The sequence below is a fragment of the Cupriavidus sp. 22TCCZM04-2 genome (assembly GCF_057798895.1).
Genome location: NZ_JBYOJS010000005.1, coordinates 173,726 through 193,725 on the forward strand (window position 1 = coordinate 173,726; position 20,000 = coordinate 193,725).

The 20,000-nt window shown below is 68.6% G+C and carries 13 protein-coding genes; 3 read left to right on the forward strand and 10 right to left on the reverse strand.

Annotated features, from left to right (window positions below; translation table 11 throughout):
- Window positions 1-37 precede the first annotated feature (37 nt).
- Window positions 38-481 carry a Cu(I)-responsive transcriptional regulator gene (gene cueR / locus AC3FKG_RS10840; protein ID WP_483709870.1) on the reverse strand — a complete coding sequence of 148 codons (444 nt, stop codon included), beginning with the start codon at window positions 479-481 and terminating at the stop codon, window positions 38-40.
- Complete coding sequence (locus AC3FKG_RS10845) at window positions 478-2,937, reverse strand: heavy metal translocating P-type ATPase (RefSeq protein ID WP_488743102.1); 2,460 nt, start codon at window positions 2,935-2,937, stop codon at window positions 478-480. Before AC3FKG_RS10845 ends, cueR begins: the two co-directional genes overlap by 4 nt.
- A gap of 174 nt (window positions 2,938-3,111) precedes the next feature.
- Here AC3FKG_RS10845 and AC3FKG_RS10850 point away from each other — a divergent pair, with 174 nt between their 5' ends.
- Window positions 3,112-3,312 (forward strand): heavy-metal-associated domain-containing protein, encoded by a 201-nt coding sequence (locus AC3FKG_RS10850; protein ID WP_488743047.1) that lies wholly within the window; start codon window positions 3,112-3,114, stop codon window positions 3,310-3,312.
- Window positions 3,313-3,373: 61 nt separating this feature from the next.
- On the opposite strand, the gene AC3FKG_RS10855 is transcribed toward AC3FKG_RS10850, so the two are convergent.
- On the reverse strand, window positions 3,374-4,099 hold the full coding sequence (locus AC3FKG_RS10855) for an OmpW/AlkL family protein (RefSeq protein WP_483709872.1): 726 nt from the start codon (window positions 4,097-4,099) through the stop codon (window positions 3,374-3,376).
- 284 nt (window positions 4,100-4,383) lie between these two features.
- On the reverse strand, window positions 4,384-6,345 hold the full coding sequence (locus tag AC3FKG_RS10860; protein ID WP_488743048.1) for an alkyl/aryl-sulfatase: 1,962 nt from the start codon (window positions 6,343-6,345) through the stop codon (window positions 4,384-4,386).
- A 215-nt stretch (window positions 6,346-6,560) separates the two neighbouring features.
- On the opposite strand from AC3FKG_RS10860, the gene AC3FKG_RS10865 reads away from it, so the two are divergent.
- Entirely contained in the window at window positions 6,561-7,184 is a 624-nt protein-coding gene (locus AC3FKG_RS10865; RefSeq protein ID WP_488743049.1) for a TetR/AcrR family transcriptional regulator, read from the forward strand.
- A gap of 3 nt (window positions 7,185-7,187) precedes the next feature.
- Here AC3FKG_RS10865 and AC3FKG_RS10870 read toward each other — a convergent pair whose 3' ends face one another.
- Window positions 7,188-8,144: a delta(1)-pyrroline-2-carboxylate reductase family protein gene (locus AC3FKG_RS10870; protein ID WP_488743050.1), complete on the reverse strand. Its 957-nt coding sequence runs from the start codon at window positions 8,142-8,144 to the stop codon at window positions 7,188-7,190.
- Between the two features lie 59 nt (window positions 8,145-8,203).
- On the reverse strand, window positions 8,204-9,217 hold the full coding sequence (locus AC3FKG_RS10875; RefSeq protein ID WP_488743051.1) for an aldo/keto reductase: 1,014 nt from the start codon (window positions 9,215-9,217) through the stop codon (window positions 8,204-8,206).
- A gap of 96 nt (window positions 9,218-9,313) precedes the next feature.
- Between AC3FKG_RS10875 and AC3FKG_RS10880 the strand changes: the two genes are divergently transcribed.
- Complete coding sequence (locus AC3FKG_RS10880; protein ID WP_483709877.1) at window positions 9,314-10,252, forward strand: LysR family transcriptional regulator; 939 nt, start codon at window positions 9,314-9,316, stop codon at window positions 10,250-10,252.
- Here the strand turns inward: AC3FKG_RS10880 and pbpC are convergent.
- The 4 genes from pbpC to AC3FKG_RS10900 form a co-directional block, all read right to left on the reverse strand.
- A complete protein-coding gene (gene pbpC, locus AC3FKG_RS10885; protein WP_488743103.1) occupies window positions 10,229-12,412 on the reverse strand; it encodes a penicillin-binding protein 1C in 2,184 nt (727 codons plus the stop codon). The genes AC3FKG_RS10880 and pbpC overlap by 24 nt on opposite strands.
- 131 nt (window positions 12,413-12,543) lie before the next feature.
- The gene (locus tag AC3FKG_RS10890; RefSeq protein WP_488743052.1) at window positions 12,544-13,254 is read right to left on the reverse strand and encodes a lysoplasmalogenase; all 711 of its coding nucleotides are present in this window, start codon (window positions 13,252-13,254) and stop codon (window positions 12,544-12,546) included.
- On the reverse strand, window positions 13,251-19,313 hold the full coding sequence (locus tag AC3FKG_RS10895; RefSeq protein WP_488743053.1) for an alpha-2-macroglobulin family protein: 6,063 nt from the start codon (window positions 19,311-19,313) through the stop codon (window positions 13,251-13,253). Before AC3FKG_RS10895 ends, AC3FKG_RS10890 begins: the two co-directional genes overlap by 4 nt.
- A gap of 97 nt (window positions 19,314-19,410) precedes the next feature.
- On the reverse strand, window positions 19,411-19,884 hold the full coding sequence (locus AC3FKG_RS10900; RefSeq protein WP_483709880.1) for an Lrp/AsnC family transcriptional regulator: 474 nt from the start codon (window positions 19,882-19,884) through the stop codon (window positions 19,411-19,413).
- Between the last annotated feature and the right edge of the window lie 116 nt (window positions 19,885-20,000).

Below are 20,000 nucleotides of genomic sequence, written 5' to 3' on the forward strand. Positions count from 1 at the left end.
GGTACGCCCCGTCCGCAGCGAAGCACTGCGCTTCAGATCATTGTTCTGGTTCCGCCGCACCGCCGAACGCGCCATGGCAATGCGCCTGGCCGTCGGGCTGCGCGAAGTCGGCAAGGATCGGGCAATCGGGCCGGCCATCGCCGCTGCACGCCTCGGCCAGCGTGCGTAGCGTATCGCGCATGGCGGCGAGTTCGGCAATGCGCTTTTCCAGGTCGGCCACATGCCGCAGCGTCATCGCCTTCACATCGGCACTGGCGCGCCGGCGGTCATGCCACAGCGACAGCAGCCCGCGGATCTCGTCGAGCGAGAACCCGAGATTACGGGCGCGCCGCACGAAGCGCAAGGTGTGCACGGCGCGCTCGTCATAGCGGCGGTAGCCGCCTTCGGTGCGCGGCGGCGCATCGACCAGGCCGATCGACTCGTAGTGCCGGATCATCTTGGCGGACACGCCCGACGCGTCCGCGGCCTGCCCGATATTCATGCCTTGCCCTCCTGTTGGCCAGCGCCGGCGCCGGGATGCCAGCGGCGCAGCAGCAGCGCGTTGCTGACCACGCTCACGCTGGAGAACGCCATGGCCGCGCCGGCAACCACCGGATTGAGCAGGCCCGCCGCCGCCAGCGGAATGCCCACCACGTTGTAGAAGAACGCCCAGAACAGGTTCTGGCGGATCTTGCGCACGGTGCGGTGCGACACGGCCAGCGCATCGGCCACCAGCGCGGGATCGCCGCGCATCAGCGTGATGCCGGCGGCATGCATGGCCACGTCGGTGCCGGTCGACATGGCAATGCCGACATCGGCCGCGGCCAGCGCCGGTGCATCATTGATGCCGTCGCCGACCATCGCCACCACCGCGCCGTCCTGGCCCAGCGCTTGCACGCGCGCAGCCTTGTCTTGCGGCAGCACCTCGGCCTGCACTTCATCCAGTCCCAGCGCCTGCGCCACGCGCGCGGCGGCGCCGCGGTTGTCGCCGGTCAGCATCACCGTGCGCACGCCAGCCGCACGCAAGCGCGCGATGGCCGCTGGCGCGCCTGGCTTGATGGCATCGCCGAAGGCGACCAGCCCGGCCACGCGCGGCGGCTGCGTTTCGACCAGCCACGATACCGTGCGGCCCTCGTCGCGCAGGCGTTCGGCCACGGCTTGCAGCGTACCCGCATCAGCGCCCAGCGCCTCGCGCAGCCGTTCGCTGCCGAGTTGCAGGGCCTGCCCGTCGACCACGCCGGCAATGCCGCGTCCCGGCAGCGCCTGCACGTCGGCGGCCACCGGCGCGGCAATGCCGCGTGCCTGCGCCGCGTTCAGCACCGCACGCGCCAGCGGGTGCTCGCTGCCGGCCTGCAGCGCGGCCAGCCGTGCCAGCAGTCGCGCGCCGTCGGCATCATCCGCATCGGCAGCGTGCAGGGCCACGACCTCGGGCCGTCCCACGGTCAGCGTGCCGGTCTTGTCGAAGGCCGCCACGCTGACGCGGTGCGCAATCTCCAGCGCCTCGGCGTCCTTGATCAGGATGCCCGCGCGAGCCCCGGCGCCGGTGCCGGCCATGATCGCGGTCGGCGTGGCCAGCCCCAGTGCACACGGGCAGGCGATCACCAGCACCGCCACGGCATTGAGCAGCGCCGCTTCCCAATCGCCCGCGAACAGGCCCCAGCCGAGCAGCGTGAGCAGCGCAATGCCGAGCACCACGGGCACGAATACCGCGCTGACCTGGTCCACCAGGCGCTGGATCGGCGCCTTGGCGGCCTGCGCGTGCTCGACCATGCGGATGATGCGGGCCAGCACGGTCTCGGCGCCCACCGCCACGGTGCGCGCCACCATCAGCCCTTCGAAGTTGATGGCGCCGCCGGTGAGCTTGTCGCCGGGGCCCTTGGGCACCGGCAGGCTTTCGCCGGTCAGCATCGACTCGTCCGCGTGGCTCGTGCCTTCGATCACCACGGCATCGACGGGAATGCGCTCGCCGGGGCGCACCACCACCTCGTCATCGACGCGGACCGAACCCAGCGGCACGGTGACTTCCTGCCCGCCGCGCCGCACGCGGGCGGTGTCGGGCCGCAGCGCGGCGAGCGCGCGGATGGCGTCGGCGGTCTGGCGCTTGGCGCGCGTCTCCAGCCACTTGCCCAGCCGGACCAGCGTGATGACCACGGCAGCGCTTTCGAAATACAGATGGGGCATGCCGCCCGGCGATCGCCACATCAGCCACAGCGACAGGCCATAGGCCGCACTCGTGCCCAGCGCCACCAGCAGGTCCATATTGCCGGCGCCGGCACGCACGGCCTTCCAGCCGGCCTTGTAGAAGCGCCAGCCGAATACGAACTGCACCGGCGTGGCGAGCAGCCACTGCACCCGGGCGGGCAGCATCCAGTGCACGCCGAACCATTCCAGCACCATCGGGGCCACCAGCGGCAAGGACAGCGCCGCGGAGAGGATCACGGGCCACGGGCCGCTCCAGAATTCGCGTTTGGCGGCATCCGGTGATGCGGCGGGCAGTGAGTCCGTCACGGGAGTGGCGCCATAGCCGGCGCGCGTCACGGCGACCGCAAGCGCGCCGGCATCGGCGGCGCCGCGCAGCAGCGTCACGCTGGCGCGCTCGGTCGCCAGGTTGACCTGCGCGTCGAGTACGCCAGGCACTGCGCGCAGCGCGCGCTCGACCCGCCCCACGCAGGAGGCGCAAGTCATGTCCGAGATATCGAGTTCCACCATCTCGCGCGGCACTTCATAGCCGGCATCGGCAATGGCCTTGGCCGCGGCCGGCAGCACGGCGCCGCTGTCCGCATGGAGAGTGGCCTGCTCGGTGGCCAGGTTCACGGCAACGTCCCGCACGCCCGGCACCTTGGCCAGCGCATTTTCGACACGCCGCACGCATGAGGCGCAGGTCATGCCGTCGATCGGCAGCCGCCACTCGGGCGCCTGGCTGCCCGTCAGGGCAGGGGAAAGGCTGGCATTCGACATCGCTTGGCTCATCCACAGTTTCAGTGACTGCATGATGGACCTTACCATGATAGGAAGGTCAAGGCGGTCTTCCCACTTTCCGGTTTTGCTTGCGCTTCCCACGGTGGGAAGGTTCACACTACGCCTGTCGCGGCGATCGTGCCGCCAGTCCATGTCAATCAGGAGGTCTCAGCCATGATCCAGTTCCAGGTCGAAGGCATGTCGTGCAACCACTGCGTCGGCGCGATTACGCGTGCCGTGCAAGGCGTCGATCCCGCGGCGCGCGTGTCGGCCGATGTACCGGCGCAGTCGGTAAAGGTAGAAAGCGGCGCCGACGCGCAGGCCTTGCGCGCGGCGATCGAGGAAGCCGGCTATCCGGTGAAATCGGCCGCATGAATCGCGGCGCCGCGAATGTTGTCGCCCCTCTCCCGCGAGCGGGAGAGGGGCGCAAAGCCGGTCAGAACTTGTAGCCCACGCTCAGGAACGTGACCACCGGATCGATCTTGATCTTGGTGTGCGACACGATCGTCACCCCGGCTGCCTGCGTGGTGAACGTCGCCCGCGTCGACACCGGCACGTAGGACACCGACAGGCCGACGAACCAGTTGTCGTTAATGGCGTAGTTGGCGCCGATATTGAACACCGGGTTCCACGAGCTGTCGGCGCTGGCGCTCATCCTGGCGCCCGGGATGCCGAAGGCGTGGTTGACGAAATCCTGGTTGCTGATGGTTTCGTCGGTGAACCACGTGTAGTTCACGCCGAGGCCGACGTAGGGACGGAACTTGGCCTTGGCCTCGAAGAAGTGGTACTTCACCAGCAACGCAGGGCTCCACTGCCGGACCGAACCAAGCTTGCCGTACTGGGCATAGTCGCCGGTGCCCTTGACGTCATGCTTGGGCGGAATGCCGGCAATGAAGTCGGCCGAGATGTTGTCCGTGAAGAAATGCGCGAAGGCAAGACCAACCGTGTCGGCGGTCTCGATGTCCGCTCCGGTGTTGGGGCGAACCATGCCGACCGGGCGGCCGTTGATGCTGTCCACCGTCAGCGGATCGGCCGAGCTGTTCGGCATGACGCGGAACCAGCCCAGGCTGATGATGTTGCTGCCAGCCGATTGTGCCTGTGCGGTACCTGCCAGCGCCATGACAGCGCCTGCCGCCAGCATCTTCTTATAGGTCGATTTCATAGTCCTCTACTCCTCATTCGGGTTACTACCGAAGGGCATTATCCGGCCTGCGGCAGCGGGACTGTTTCATCGACGATACGGATTCGTAGAATTTCTCCCCTAAATAAAGGGTTAACCACTAAAAAACCGCATCAAGGCTGACTTTCGCCCGCGGCGCCGCAGCATTCACGCAACGTTTCTGCCCCCGCGCGAAAAAACCCTCGAATCCAAGGGGTCTTATGCGGGCGCCGACCCGATTTTCACCGTGTCGACGCCCGCACGCGCCTGTTCGCTGCGTCGGGGCATCAGGGCGTCACGATGGCGAAGTTGCTGTCGAACTTGTCCATCAGGCCCATCCAGGTACGCAGCGCACCGGCATCCCCGTCGACACGGGCGCGTCCGGCCTGCACTTCGGCCGGCAGCGTGGTTTGCCCGGCCAGCACGCCGAACAGCGCCGTGCGCGGGATGCTCAGCGTCGCCTGCGGGACAGCGTGCCGGGCATCGGCCTTGTAGCGGAACACGCCGTTTTCCACCGTCAGCGCATAACGCTTGCCGGTATCGGGCTGGACCCAGTTGATGGCCAGCTTCTGTCCGGCCGCGCGCTCGCCGTTCAGGCGGATGGCCAGATAGTCCAGGAACATGGTGTCGGTCATGGCGCGCAGCACGTCAGGATTGGCCGTGCGCGCGCCCGGATCCTTCGGCAAGCCATTGCGCAGTTCCTGCGCGCCACTCAGGAAAGCGCTGCGCCAGGTGGCCGATTCGGTCTGGTAGCCGAGCTGCTCCAGGGCGTCGGCTTCCAGGTTGCGCGCCGCCTGGTTGGACGGATCGGCGAACACCACGTGCTTCATGACCTCGGCCACCCAGCGGTACTCGCCGCGCGCGTAGGAGGCCCTGGCCTGCTCGATCACCTTGTCGGCACCGCCCATGAACGCGACATAGTGCTTTGCAGCCTCTTCCGGCGGCAGCGGATACAGATTGGCCGGGTTGCCGTCATACCAGCCCAGGTAGCGCTGGTAGACGGCCTTGGCGTTGTGGTTGACCGTGCCGTAGTAGTCGCGCAAGTCCCACTGGCTGGCCAGCGACGGCGGCAGCTTCACGCGCTCGCCGATCTCGGCCGGTGTGAAGCCCTGGTTGGCCAGCCGCAGCGACTGGTCATGGATGTACTTGTAGGCATCGCGCTGGTTGCCGAGATAGCTGACGATGTTCTGCTGCCCCCACTTGGGCCAGTGGTGCTGGGCGAAGATCACCTCGGTGCGGCCGCCGAAGCGGTCGATGGTCTCGTCCAGCGCGCGCCACCACTGGTTGGCGTCGCGCACCTGCGCGCCGCGGATGGTGTACAGGTTGTGCAGGTTATGGGTGGCGTCCTCGGCCGCGCACAGCGCCTTCCACTGCGGGAAGTACATCAGCATCTCGGCCGGGGCCTCGGTGCCGGGCGCCATCAGGAACTCGATCTTCACGCCGTCGATCGTGCGCGTCTCTCCGGTCTTCGCGATCAGGTCGGTTGGCGCAATCAGCGTGATGGTGCCGTGCGACACCGCCTTGCCCAGGCCCGAATCGACATGGCCGGTAGCCGAGCGCGGCAGGTTGGACCCGTACATGTACTGCGCCCTGCGGCCCATCGCCGTACCCGCGAACACGTTCTCGCTGACGGCCTCTTCCATGAACCCCTCGGGCGCCAGCACCTTGACGCGTCCGGCCTTGACGTCCTCCTCGGTGGTTACGCCCTTGACGCCGCCGAAGTGGTCGCCGTGGCTATGGGTATAGATCACCGCCACCACCGGCTTCTTCGGGCGATGCTTGTAGTACAGGTCGAGCGCCGCGTGCGCGGTTTCCATCGAGGTCAGCGGATCGATGATGATCAGCCCGCTGTCGCCCTCGATGATGGTCATGTTCGAGATGTCGAACCCGCGCACCTGGTAGATGCGGTCCGTGACCTGGAACAGGCCGTTGTTCAGGTTGACCTGGGCCTGGCGCCACAGGCTGGGGTTGACCGTATCGGGCGCCTTGGCATCGCGCAGGAAGGCATAGGTCCCGAGCGACCAGACCACCCGGCCCTTCGCATCGCGGATCTCGTTGCCGTCCAGCGTGCCGAGGAAACCGCGCTGCGCATCCTCGAAATCCTGCCGGTTGGCGAACGGCAATTGTTGCAGGACGGCCGCGTTGGCCTTCGCCGTGGCCGGCGTAGCCGGCTGGGGGCCTTCGGCGGCATCGGCCGTGCCGGCCAGGCACAGCGCAGCGGCGGCCAGCGCCGCATATCGGTGAAGCATTCGGTTCTCCTTGAGAGATTGGCTCCATGCGAGCCCGAGGAAGCAACAGGCGGCAGCCGGACTGCCGTCCACCAGCGGGGGCGCATTGTTCTGAACGTTCAGTACAATTCACAAGTTTGGTTCGGATGCCGTCACACTGTCAAATTCGAATAATCAGGGATGCTCCGCGCGAGCACGCCCTGGATGTGCATAAACGGTTCTTTTTGATCGCCCCCATGCCTGCTTTCCCCCCACCACCCTACCCGCCCGCTGCACAGAAGAACCGTCGCGGGCTTGAAACGCGCCAACGCGTGCTCGCCGTGACGCGCGACCTGATCCGCGCGCACGGCTATGCCGAGGTAAAGCTGGATCAGATTTCCGTCAGTGCGGGCGTGGCCAAGAGCAGCCTGCTATGGCACTTCGGCAGCAAGGAAATGCTGCTGGCGGAAGCCGCGACCACGCTGTTCCGCGAGATCGGGCAGGAGATCGCGCCCGAGATACGCGCCGGAGAAACGCCGGCGCGACGCCTGGATCGTGTCTTCGATGAGGTCGCGCGAGCGTTGTCGGCCAACCCGGAAGCCAAGGGCGTGGTGCTCGGCATGCTGTTCTCGGGCAGCTTGCCGGCCAGCGTGCGTGCCGAAATCCACCGTGGCTGGGAAGGTCACGTGCAGGGACTGGTTGATGCGTTCACGCAGCCGCAGCGGGCGATGCCGGCCACGATGGCGCGGCTGATGGTGTCCACCTTCCATGGCTGCTACTGCCACTGGTACGCAGGCGGATGCAGCGAACCGATTGCCGCCTACCTTGAGCCGGCGCGAGAACTGTTCCAGATGTGGCTGGCGGCCGCGGCCGCGCAGTAGCGCTCAGTCCTGCCGGCTGGCCAGCACGCAGGCCGCAAGGTCCCACAGCGCGTAGCCCACGCTCTTGAATACCAGCGGGCTGCCGGCGCGCGCGCGGATGGCATCGGCCCGCAGGATCGCGGTCTCGAACGGCTGCACCGTGGCCCAGTCGATACCGGCCTGCAACAGGTCGCCGGCCTCCTCCTCGATGCCGAACAGCGTATCCGCGAGCAACCGCCCGCTGGCCGAGGCCGCGTGGCACAGCGCCGGCGGCAGCTCGCACATATCGGGACGGAATGCGCCGACCGCCGCAATGAACTGGTCGTCGCGCCACAAGCGGCTGTCGAGATCGGGAAGCACTGGGGTGCGGCTCGATGTCACGGTCACCACCATCGACACGCGCTGCAGCACGCTGGCGACGTCATCGACCACCTCCGCCTCGACGCCAAGCGTGCCGGCATGCGCGGCTAGCGCCTCAGCCTTGTCGCGCGTACGCGAATGCAGCCAGACGCGGCACAGCGGCAATCCGGCGATGAAGGCCTCCAGGTGCGTCAGCGCCTGCACGCCCGCGCCGATGATGAGCAGTTCGCCATCCGGTCGTGCAGCAAAGCGCTGCGCGGCCAGCAATGACACCGCCGCCGTGCGCCGGCCGGTGACCGTGGGGCCGTCGAGCATCGCCAGGCGCGCGCCGGTATGCGCATCGGCCACCACCACTTCGCCCAGGATGTTCGGCAACCCGCGCCGCGGATTGTCCGGATGCACGGTGATGTTCTTGGTCATCACCAGGCGCCGGTTGCGCGCCGGCATGACCAGCAGCGTGCCCTCCCCGTCCCGCGCATCGCCCACCGGCAGCGCGATGCGCGGCGGCGCCATGGCCGTCCCCTCGCGCAGCTCGGCCAGCATGTCGGCGATCGCTGCGGCCAGCTCGGGGTAAGGCAGGCGTGCCGCAGTGCTCGCGGCATCGAGGGGAATCAGTGACATGCAGCACTCCGGCGGGCACGGTTCAGGACCCGCCATTATGCGGCAGGCCCCGCACCCCATCAGCGCGCCAGCATCGGCATCACATGCTCGGCATAGCGCGTACCCACCGCTGCGCCGGCCGGGAAAACGGTATCGATCCCGGCGAGCTCCTTTGTATCGAGCCGCACCTCCAGCGCGCCCAGGTTGTCGTCGAGATTGGCGATGCGGCGCGTGCCGGGAATCGGCACCACCTGCTGGCCGCGCGCCAGCACCCAGGCCAGCGCGAGTTGCGCCGGTGTGCAGCCCTTGGCGGCGGCCAGTGCGCGCACCTTGTCGACCAGCGCAAGATTGCGCGCGAAGTTCTGGCCCATGAAACGCGGGTTGGACCGGCGGAAATCTTCCGCGTCGAAATCGTCCGGACTGCGGATGGCTCCCGTCAGGAAGCCGCGCCCGAGCGGGCTGTACGGCACGAAGCCGATGCCCAGCCGTTCGCACGTGGCCAGGATGCCGTCGGTCTCGACGTCACGCGTCCACAGCGAATATTCGCTCTGCAGCGCGGAGACCGGATGCACCTTGTGCGCGCGCTCGATGGTCTGCGCACCGGCCTCGGACAGGCCGATCCACCGGACTTTGCCGGCCTTCACGAGATCCGCCATGGCGCCCACCGTTTCCTCGATGGGCACCTGCGGATCGATGCGGTGCTGGTAATACAGGTCGATGTGGTCGACGCCGAGCCGCTTCAGGCTCGCCTCGCAGCTTGCGCGCACATACTCGGGCCGGCCGTTGACGCCGCGCGCCGCCGGCTGCGAGAGGTCGCGCACGACGCCGAACTTGGTCGCCAGCACGACCTGGTCGCGTCGCCCGGCAATGGCGCGTCCCACCAGTGCTTCATTGGTGTGCGGGCCGTAGATGTCGGCGGTGTCGAGCAGCGTTATGCCGCGGTCGAGCGCGTGCCGGATGGTGCGGATCGACTCCGCATCGTCGTGCGCGCCATAGAAATCGCTCATGCCCATGCAGCCGAGGCCGATCGCCGAGACCGTGGGACCGTGGTTGCCCAGTCGGCGTGAAGGAATCGAGGTGGCGTTTCCGGTCATGCTGGCTCCTGATGGATGGCGTCGCACGCGGCGACGAATGCAGGCAAGTATGGACAGTCGACGGCCACGGAACCAGCATGCTACGCTGCATGCATCATGAAGCCTGACTTCACAATCGATGCTGATTCCCTGCCCGCACTAGCGGCGTTCGTGCGCGTGGCCCGCCACGGCAGCTTCACGGCCGCCGCCGCGGCGCTCGCGGTCAGCCCGTCTGCGGTATCGCAGACCATTCGCCAGCTTGAAGCGCGGCTTGGCGTGCGTCTCCTGCAGCGCACCACGCGCAGCGTCGGGCTGACGGAAGCGGGCGCGGCATTGCTCGCCCGCATCGAGCCCGCGCTGCAGGAAATCGGCGCGGCCACCGACGACGTGCGCCAGCAGCGCGACAACCCGGTCGGCACCCTGCGCCTGACCACGCCCAATACCGCCGGTGTCATCGTGTTGCGGCCCCTGCTGGCGGCCTTCATGCGCGCGTACCCGGGCATTTGCGTCGATGTGGTCACCGACGACCGCTTTGCCGACATGGTCGCCGAAGGCTTCGACGCCGGCCTGCGCCTGGGCGAGGCCCTGCAGCGTGACATGGTGGCAATCCCTGTCACCGGCCCGCTGCGCATGGTCGTGGCAGCCGCCCCCGCCTATCTCGCGCAACACGGCACCCCGCAGACCCCCTCCGACCTGCACACGCATGCCTGCCTGCAATACCGCTTCGGTCCGCATGGCAGCGTCTACCGGTGGGAATTTATCGAAGACGGCCGCACCTTCACCGTGGACACGCACGCGGCGCTGATCGCCAATGACAAGACGCTGCTGCACCAGGCCGCGCTGGATGGCGCGGGGCTGATCTACGAGTTCCCCCACCACGTCCGCGCAGCGCTCGACGATGGCCGGCTCGTCACCGTGCTGGAACGCTGGCTGCCGCGATTCGACGGCTTCTACCTTTACTACCCTGGCCGCGCGCTGATGCCACCGAAGCTGCGTGCCTTCGTCGATTTCCTCAAGGCGCGCGCGCCTGTTTCAGCGGGCGCCGCGTCCCGCTGAAGCGGCCGGCGCACGCACGCTGGCGCCGCGCACTTCAATGCCGATGCGGTGCACCACCTTGCCGGCCGCGTCCAGCAGCTCCACCTGATGGCGGCCCGGCCATGGCAGCCACGCCACTTCGCCACCGCGCCCGAGCGGCTTGCCGTCCATGCGCCAGCTCACCGTGCGCGCGGTCTGGCCGGACACGCCTTCGGCGTGGAACCACACGCGCTGCGCGGACGGCGGCATGTCCGGATCGAGCGCAAAAATCGTCCCGTCGGCGGGGTTTGCGATCGCCGGCGCGCCAGCGCGCGCCGACGATGTGCCGACGTTGACGCGCGTCAGCGCCGTGCCTGCCAAGAACACTTCCTCGCGCGCGGGTTCAAGGTCATCGGAAAAGGTCAGTGCCACACGCTCGACACCCGCCGGCACGCCGGGGGCCATGCTCGGCTGCGAACGGTGCAGCGCGTCCATCACGTCATGCCATACCGGCGCCGCGCCCGAGACGCCTGACACATCGTGCATGCTGGCCCCGCTGGCGTTGCCGACCCACACGCCCACGGTGTAGCGCTGCGACCAGCCAATGCACCAGTTGTCGCGCATGTCCTTGCTGGTGCCGGTCTTCACCGCCGTCCAGAAGCGCGTGGTCAGCGGGCTGTCGAGACCGAAGGTGCGCGCACGCGCATGCCGGTCGGACAGGATGTCGCCGATCACATAAGTCGCCGCCGGCGACATCACCGCCGTCGAAGGCGCCAACGCCACGCCGGCGCGCATGCGTACCGGTCCGTAGCGGCCGCCGTTCGCGAGCGCCCGATACGCATTGGTCAGCGCCAGCAGCGACACGTCCGCGCTGCCCAGCGCGAGGCTGTAGCCGTAGTAGTCGCCCGCCTCGGTCAGGGGCAGCCCCAGCGCCACCAGCCGCTTGTGGAAGCGGTGCGGGGTCACCATCACCAGCGTGCGCACGGCGGGCACGTTCAGCGATGCTGCCAGCGCCGCGCGCGTGCTCACCCAGCCTGCGTAGCGATGGTCGTAGTTCTGCGGCACGTACAGCCCGCCGCCCACGGGTAAATTGACCGGACGATCGTCAAGCAGCGAGGCGGCCGTCAGCCGGCGCTCTTCCAACGCCTGCTCGTACAGGAACGGCTTCAGCGTCGAGCCGGCCTGGCGCAGCGCCTGCGCGTGGTCCACCTGCGCCGCGCCGGACAGTTCGCCCGACGAGCCGACGTATGCGAGTACGTCGCCGCTCGCGTTGTCGATCACCACCACCGCGCCGTCTTCCACGTGCCGGCCGGCGAGTTCGCGCAGATGCCGCTGCAGGCTTGCCACCGCCACCCGCTGCAGCCCTGCATCGAGCGTCGAGCGAAGATACGGCGCAACGGACGCATGCGGGCCCGCTTGCCCGCGCGCCTGGCTCAACAGCATCCGACCAAGGTGCGGTGCCACTTGCCCCGGCATGGCCGATGCCGCCGACCCGCGCTGCACGACACTGCCCGTGCGCAACAGCGCCAGTTGCGCGAAGCCCTCCAGCCCCTCGCATTCGCGCGGCACGCGCATCTCGCGCAAGATGCCGCACGCTCGTCGTGCGACTTGCGCGGCCCTGGCATTGGGCGCGCGAACGAGCGCCACGGCGAGCGCCGATTCGCGCGCATCGAGCCCTTCCGGAAACTTGCCGAACAACGCCTGCGACATCGCCGACAGGCCGACCAGTTCGCCGCGGAACGGGACCAGGTTCAGGTACGCCTCCAGGATCTGGTCCTTGCTCCAGCTACGCTCCAGCGACGCGGCGCCGGCGGCCTGCCCGAGCTTCTGCGTGACGCTGCGCCCCGCGCCCGCGCTGCCCGGTCGGCGCAGGTCTTCATCGAGCAGCCCCGCGAGCTGCATGGTCAGCGTGGAAGCGCCGCGCGTGCGCGTGTTCCAGAGATTGGCCCACGCCGCCGCGGCCACGCCTTGCCAGTCGACGCCGCTGTGCGCGTAGAAGCGCTTGTCTTCCGACAGCACGATAGCGGTACGCAGCGCGGGCGAGGTTTCCGCGAGCGTGACCCAATCGCCGCGGCGCACGCGGAAGTCATCGCGCAGGCGCGCAATGGTTTCGCCATTGCGATCGGTGACGACGACGTCGGTGCTGCGCCAGTCGGCGCGGACCTGGGTGAAGGATGGGAGTGCCTGGGCGGGCGGTGCCATCCATGTCAGTGCCACGGCAAACACGAAAGCCGATGCATGCCGGGCTACTAGTTTGCTCCCCTCTCCCGCAAGTGGGCGAGCGGAGCAAACCGGTGAAACACGAACCGCCGCGAGCCTACCCGTCAACCACTTCATGCCCTAACTTCTCCGCGATTCCCGACGATGCCCGCGACGATCAGCACCTGCGCGGCCGCATACGTCCACCAGATGCCCAACTGGAAACTGTCGAACGGCACCAGAAAGCGCGCAATGCCGATCATCATGTCCGACGCCGCGAAGCACAGTGCCCCCAGCGCGGTGAACGGCGTCGGCAGCTTCGCCACCAGCGCGGCGCAGACCATCACCGCCAACACGATGACGTACACCGTGACCGGCCCCGCCAGCGTGCCCAGGTTGGGCCAGAAGCGGCCCAGCATCGTGCCGGCCACACCGATCATCGCGCCGCACGCGACCAGCCGGTGCGCGCGCCAGTCGCCCGCTAGCGGCACCAGCACCCGCAGATAGGCGAGATGCGCGAGCAGGAACGCGCCGAGGCCGCCCACGAACGAACTGCGCAGCGCCGGCACCGCGAGCAGCAAATCCCCGATCGCGGAGCACACCAGCGCAATCACCAGCCAGCGCCGCTCCTTTAACGGGCGATGGAACCACGCGGCACGCGCCAGCATCAGCGCCATCGCGATCTTCCACGCGGGCTGGAGTGCGATCTGGCCGGTCAGCGGCGCGCCGTCGGGCAACTCCATCGCTACCTGCACCAGCAGCGCACCATAGACCACGCCCGCCAGGGTGCCGGCCAGCCACCACTCGCGCACGCGCGCCGGCATCATGAGCGCCAGCCAGCTCATGGGCGGGCTCCGACGGTCAGGCGCGCATTCGGCGCCGCGCCGAACACATCCGGCGCATACATGGCTTCGACGCGCGTCGGCGGCAGCGCGAAGTCGCCGGCGTTGTTCAGGCGCACGGTGTACTCGACCGAGCTGCTGCCCTTGGGCAGGTACTCGTAGTACTCGCGATAAGCCTGTGGCGTGCGTTCCGTGTAAGCGGGCCACGCCATCCCCTTGCGCCGCTCGCCGCGCGTGGCGATGGCCGAATCGCGCCCCAGCCCGCTGCCGAGGATGGTCGCGCCGGCCGGGACCGGATCGCTGACCACCACCCACGTCATGTCGGCCTGCGCATCGATGTCCAGCTTCACGCGATACGTATCGCCACGCGACCACTTGCCCGACACCGCCTGCTCCACCGGCGTCACCGTGCGGCGCACGCGGTAGCCGGCGGCAAGCGGTCCCGGCAGCGGCACCGCCGCCATGGCACGCACCGTGGCCCACGGATGCCCCGCGCCCGCCTGTTCGAGCTGCAGCGTGCCGCCGCCCTCCCCGCTCGGCCACGGCAGGTCGACGCTACCCTGCGCCACGCCGTCGCGGCGCTGTGCGCGGCTCCAGTCGAAGCTGCGCGCGCCTTCCCCGCCACCGCTCACCGACAGGCGCGTGCTGCCTGCCACCGGCGTCTTCTCGAAGGCCTGCGCAAAGCGCGCGATCGCCAGCATGCCCCAGGCATTGGCATTGGTCGTGCCCCATGCCCCGCGCACCTGGCGTCCGATCAATCCCGTGGCAAGCTGCGGCGCATCGTCCTTCCAGCCCGGCAGTTCCGCGGCCAGCGCGAGCAGGCGTGCCGCATTCACGTCGCCGCCGGCCATCAGCCACCACCAGTCGTCGCCGCGCTCGGTCGAGAACGCCAGCCGCGTGCCCTGCACCGTCAGGCGCGCGCGCAGCAGTTGCTGCGCTTCGGCCAGCCGCGCTTCGCGCTGCGGGATGTCCTGCATGCGCGACAGCAGCAGGGTCCAGTCGATCAGCGCCGAGGTCGGCCACTGCGCCGGCAGGATCTGGATCGACCCGAGCATGCGCGCCTGCGCGTGACCCGTGCGCGACAGCGCTTCGAGCGCGGCCAGCTTGCGGACTTCGAGATCCATCGTGGCTGCCGAAGGACTCCACGCATCCGGACGGATGCGGCCTTCGACGAACGCCGTCAGGCCCCGTTCCATCTGCGCGCGCTGTTCGTCAGGCACGCGCAGCGTCAGGCCCGCTTTCGCGGCTTCATCGCTGACCGACAGCAGATAGGCCGTCAGGGCAACGCTGCCGCTCTGGCTGTCGCTGCGCAGCGGAAAGTACGAGGCCAGGCCATTCGCATCGAGGTAAGACGGCAACTGATTCATCAGCGCTTCCCAGGCCGTGCCGTCAGCCAGGCCGATGGCCTTCGACGCGCGCTGCTCCAGGCAACTGAACGGGTAGTTGAGGAACCACTCGCGTACGCCCGGCATGCCGCCCGCGAGCGACGACTGCAGGTTCACCTGCAGGCCGCCGCGCAGCTTGCCGGCCGGGTCCTTGAGCGCATCCGGCGGCGCCTTCACGGGCACCGACAGCCCCGGCGCCAGTTGCGCCAGCGTGGCCTGCTGCGCTGTCACCGGCTCCGCCGGCACGATCTGCTGCGATACCTTGATGCGGTCCGCCGCGCCCCCCGCGCCTTGCTCGGCGGCCTGCACTTCCCACTGGATCGTGCCGCTGCGCGAGTACGCGAGCAGCGCCGGCGCGGTGACGTCCCAGCCGATCTCGCGTGCCTCGCCAGCCGGTATCTGCACGGTCTGCGCTGGCAGCGCGCTGGCATTGTCGACCAGCGCGGCGCGTGCGCTGGCCTGCACCGTCATGGCCCGCTTTGTTGTATTGCGCAGCGTGAACATGGCGCGATAGCGGTCGTCCTCGCGCACCAGCAGCGGCAGGCCGGAAATCAGCTGCAGGTCCTGCGTGGCCGCGATGGTCGCGCTGCCGGTACCGAAGCGGCCCACGCCAAGGTCGGCCACCGCGACGATGCGGAAGCTGGTCAGCGAATCATTGAGCGGCACTTCCACCGTAGCCTTGCCCTCGGCATCGAGCTGCACGCGCGGGTTCCACAGCAGCAGCGTATCGAACAGTTCGCGCGTCGGACTCTTGCCGCCGCCGCCGCCGGCCGGAACCGCCTTGCGCCCATAGTGCCGGCGCCCGATGATTTCCATCTGCGCCGTGGCGGTCTCCACGCCGTAGCTGCGCCGCTGCAGCATGGCATCGAGCAAGTCCCAGCTGTTGTTCGGCATCAGCTCCAGCAGTGCCTGGTCCACCGCGGCCAGCGCGATCTCGCCATTGGCCGCGGGCTTGCCGTCCGGTAGCTTGACCTGCAGCGCGACACACGCCTTGCCGCGCACGGTATAGGACGCCTTGTCCGGCGTCACGGTGACATCGAGCCGGTGCGCCTCGTTGCCGACGCGGATCTCCGCCAGGCCAAGCCGGAAGGCCGGCCTGGACAGGTCCACCAGTGCAGTCGGCGCCGCGTACTCCTTGCCCTCGCTGCGGAACGCACGCCACCATTCGCCCGGCTGGCGCCAGCCCCACGTGAAGAACGAATACCACGGCACTTCACGCAGGCGTCCGCGGATCGTCATCACCGACACGTAGACGTTGGGGCCCCACTCCGGCTTGACCTTCACGCGTACCGTGGGATCGCTGCCATGGAGTTCGACCACCTGCGTCTGGAGCACGCCTTCACGCTCCACCGCGACCAGCGCCGTGGCCTCGCGGAACGGCATGCGCACCTGGAACACGGCGGTGTCGCCGGGCGCGTACTGCTTCTTCTCGGGCAGCACGTCGATGCGGTCATGGTTCTCGCCGCCGAACCACAGCTCGCCCTGGCGCGTGACCCATACCGTCGAGGCCGCCTGCGTGCTGCGGCCATCCTTGTCCCGTGCAATCGCCACCAGCTCCACCTGGCCCGCCTGGTCGAGCGTGATATCGCAGCGCGCGCGGCCCTGCGCGTCGGTACGCGTCTCGCACACCGTGCCGAGGTCGCGGCCCTCGCTGCGGTTGTCGTAGCGGTAGAAGCCGCCTACCACGCGCTTGCGCGTCGACGTGGTGAGGCGTGCCCGTGCGTTGAACTTCACCGGCGTATCGGCCACCGGCTTGCCCTGCGTGTCGAGCACCAGGCCGTGCACGGCCAGCTTCTGCTTTACCGATACCCAGCCATCGGTGCGGATACCCGCCACCACGGCGGCAGGCCATACCGGCACGGTCTGGCGCAGCGTCTGGATCTCGCCGTTCGGGTCGGCAAAGCCGGCTTCGAGCACCAGGTCGCGCGGCGCATCGGTCTTCGGCATCTTGCGCAGCGTGACAGTCCCATTGCCGTTCTTGTCGAGCGTCACCGCCAGCTTGTCGGCGATCAGCTTCTGGCCGCCGTCGCGAGCCTGGCCTTCGTCGACCTGATCCATCTCCTCGTCGCCGGAGGTGTTCTCGCGCGTGGCGCGCGGCGGCGTGAACGAGTATTCGTCGTAACCAGGGAAGCTGACCCACTTGTCGCGCAGCAACGCGGACACGCGCACCGGCAGGCCAATGGCCGCGCCGCCGGATACGTAATGCACTTCGACACCGACCGGCACTTCAGACGGCGCCATCAGGGCGCCGCCCTTGCCGCCTTGTCCACCCGTAGCTTGCAGCGTGCCGGTCAGTACCGGCAGCCGGAACGCTTCCACGCGGAAACTGCCGCTGGCATAGGTGCGCGCGTGGTTGTCGTCGGCGTCATTGCCGCCACTGGCTTCGGTGTGCAGTTCGACGCCGTAGACTCCGAGCCTGGCCGCGGGCGGCACCTGGAAGCTGCTTTCGGCGCTGCGCCCGCCGGTCGCCGTATTGCGCCACTGCAGCGGCAGTTCGTAGGTCTGGCCGCTGCCTTCATGGCGGATCACCACCGTCTGCGGCAGCTTGCGGTTCGCGGGCGGCAAGGCAAAGCCCTGTGCGGTCTCGGCACGGATGAAATGCTTCATCGACACCGTTTCGCCGGCGCGCAGCAGCGTGCGGTCGAACACGGTATGCGCGCGCACCGTCTGCGCGGCGCTCGCATCGGTCGGCACGTTGAAGCGCCAGGTCTCTATGCCGCGGTTCCAGTCGGACATCACGAAGGCCATGTCCGCCTTGCCGCGCGCCTCCGGATGCGTGGCCGCGATGCGCGCGGAAACAAAATAACCCGACAGGCCATTGCCGTCGCAGCTGCGGCCGCGCACATCGTCGAGCTTGGCGAAACGCACGATGCCGCCGGCATCGGTGCGGCCTTCGCCGAGCAGCCTGCCGGAACAGTCACGCACGGCAACAGCGGCGTCGCGCACGGGCTTGCCGTCATCCAGCGCAGTCACCCACGCCAGGCCGCTCATCGCCCCGTCGCCTTCGCCACGCGCCAGCTTGAAATGCACGCCAAGGTTGGTGACCTGCGCGGCCGTGCGGACATACATGGGCGCGCGCTTGCCCAGCAGCGCTTCGCCGAGCATGGGCGAGGCGATTTCGACCACATGGAAGCCCGGTTCCGGCAGAGGAATCCCGACCACCTCGAACGGCCGCGGCGCATCGCCGGAAGGCTTTGGCACCGAAAGCTTCTGCACGCCCGCAGCGCGTTCAAGCAGCGACACGGAACGCGCTTCGATCGATGGCGCATTGCGCGGATTGTTCACGCCGTACGGCGATCGGCCGGCCAGCACCGCGTCGAGTTCCGCGCGCGTCCAGCTGGTCTCGTGCATGCGGCGCACCAAGCCGAGCCAGCGCAGCACGGCGCCATCGTCATCGACCTTGAGCTTCATCACCGTGCCCGCCTGCGCCTGCACGCCGCGCACCTGCAGGTCGGCTTCGACGTTGCGCAGCGTCACCGGCAGCAGCGGCGGATAGTCGGCCGGGGCCTTGCCCTTGGGCAGTTCGCCGAAGCGCTCCACCACGCCGAACGGCGCCGCGGCGAACTTGGCCAGCGGCGGCATGGCGGCGGTCGACACCTTGAGAGGGAACAGGTCGGCATTGGACAACGTGCGGCCGCTGTCGTCCTTCAGGTCACGCGGGATCTCGATGGTGAAATCGGCCTTCTCCGGAAACGGTGCAGCGAAGGTAAGCGACGTGACGCTGGCATCCGGTGCGAGATCGGCATCGAACTGCGGCGCGCGCGGGCCCGACGGCATCTTCAGCACCACGTGCTCGGCCAGCTTGCGCCCGATCGGCGCCGAGAACGAGATCGTCATCGGACGCAGTGGCGTGCATGGCGACTGCGCGTGCTCGCGTTCGCAGCTGAAGCTCGCGGTGAATGGTTCACGCACCGTGTAATCGAAGCGGCGCTCGTCGCGCGTGGCGATGCCCGACGGCGTGGCAATGCCCGCGCCAAGCACCAGCTGCATGCGCGCGCCAGCCGGCAGCCGCTGCTGGCAGGCCAGCAGGTGGATCGCGTCGGGCGCGTCCTTGGCCAGGCGCTTCCAGTAGATGGCGTCGAGCACGGCGTCGCGCTCCTTGCCGGCCAGCAGGCGCACGGGGATGCGCTCGCCCAGGCCTTCCGCCTGGCACCACGCGTGATCGCGCACCGAGGCCGCGGTGGCCGCGCCATTGAAGCGCAGCGCGAAGACCTGGTCCTCCTCGATCTCGCCGCCCGACGGACGGCTGGCCACGACCGTGGGGCCGCCGGTCTCGAACCGGTACTCGGCCTTGCCCGCGTAGGGCTTGCCGGCCACGCTGCGCAGGCTGGCGGACATTCGCACGGAACACCGCACACCGGGCGGCAGGTCGTGCTCGAAGTCGAACACCCAGTTGCTGGCATCGACCCAGCGTCCCTGCCCGGCCGTGGCCGCGCCGGTACAGGAGAGGGCTGCCGGCGCAGCAGCCTTGACGTCGCCCATCGGCACCATGGCCTCGTCGAAGCGGATCGCGATCTGGCGCACCTGCGGAACCGTTCCCTCTGGCGAGAAGCGCGTGACCTGCGCCGCGAACGCGGCCGACACCGACAGCCATGCCAGCACGCCAGCCATCGCGACACGGCCTGTCGACGCGTGCTGGCCAAGTTCCCGACCCCGTCGGGCAACGATTCCCATCATCCTGCGATCCTCCCGTCAAAGCACCCGGCGAGGGTGACATGTGACGTTTGGGAGTGCAAGGCCGGCACGCAAACCTGCAGCGCGGCCGACAAAAGTTTCAGCGCAGGTGCGACAGCGGCAAGGCGCCTTCGCTCTTGAGCGCGGTGAGGACGATGTTGGAACGGATGCTTTCCACGCCCGGCACCCGCATCAGGCGCTTCATGGTGAATTCGGCCAGCGTGGGCAGGTCGGGCACGACCACGCGAATCAGGTAATCGGCCTCGCCGGCCACGGAATAGCACTCCTGCACTTCCTCGAGCAGCAGGATTTCCTCGCTGAAGCGTTCGGTGATGGTGTCGCCGTGGTGCGCCAGCTTGACGCTGATAAAGACCAGTACGCCCAGTCCCAGCGCCTGCGTCGACAGGCTCACGCGATAACCCGTGATGACACCGTCGGCTTCCAGCCGGGCCAGCCGCCGGCCTACCTGGCTCGACGACAGGTGTACCCGCTCTGCCAGCTGCTGGTGGGTGGAGCGCCCGTCAGCCTGCAGGGCCGCGAGCAGCGCCAGGTCGAAGTGGTCAAGGGAAACCATACGCAATTCCCGCGTTAATCGTCTTGTTGACGCGAATTATACGCGCCATGAACGCCATAAGATCCGATTTTGCGGCTTAATTTCACCAACGGACGCCTAAACTACGCAGATAAACC